We start from the raw sequence: 590 nt of genomic DNA, 5'->3' as shown, positions 1-590 counted from the left end.
GAGTTGTATGCCTCCGTCGGGATACATGGCTTCAAGCTTGCATCGGCACGCAACACGCCCCTCAACCAGGCCACGCCCCTTGACATGGCTTCGTTGCTGGGCAGGCTGATGCGTTACAAGGACCACCTGTTCCGGGAGCACCCTGACATCTATGAAACGCAGGACTACCTGGAGCTGACGCTGAAAGACAAGAGATGGATTACCTACTACACCTTAGCCTGCGCAGAGGCAGGAGGACGGCGTGTGCTGAACGTTTTTGCTTTGGTGGGCGACCATCTCTTGGTTATCTTTATGGAAGGAGCGGATGTATCCGAAGAAACGCTGATGAAGAAAGCGGGCGAACTGATGCTGGTTGCCAAGGATAATTTGCCTTAAACACGTTTTTTTCCGTTCTCATCCCACCACACTGTCAACATCCACATAATAATTGAAAGGATTATTGCGGTCAACATAGACACGCACCTTTCTTTTGGGATCTATCTCGTAACTCTCATACCAGAAAGAACCGCTGTGAAACAGGTATATCCGCCCGTCGGATGCCACATAACGGCAACTCACGATGATGGGATGCCGTCCGTTCATGCTTTGGT

Annotated in this window: 2 protein-coding genes; one reads left to right on the top strand and one right to left on the bottom strand. The window is 51.0% G+C overall.

Translation table 11 applies throughout. The features are described from left to right. Window positions 1-375 (top strand): hypothetical protein (locus B5F25_RS22095; RefSeq protein WP_162614480.1); only part of this gene is annotated, 375 nt, incomplete at its 5' end. Between the two features lie 18 nt (window positions 376-393). Here B5F25_RS22095 and B5F25_RS22090 read toward each other — a convergent pair. Next, window positions 394-590 (bottom strand): hypothetical protein (locus B5F25_RS22090; RefSeq protein ID WP_206423580.1); only part of this gene is annotated, 197 nt, incomplete at its 5' end.

This window comes from Bacteroides sp. An19 (assembly GCF_002160215.1).
Lineage (GTDB): Bacteria > Bacteroidota > Bacteroidia > Bacteroidales > Bacteroidaceae > Phocaeicola > Phocaeicola intestinalis.
This window is presented reverse-complemented; position numbering and strand designations above follow the sequence as displayed.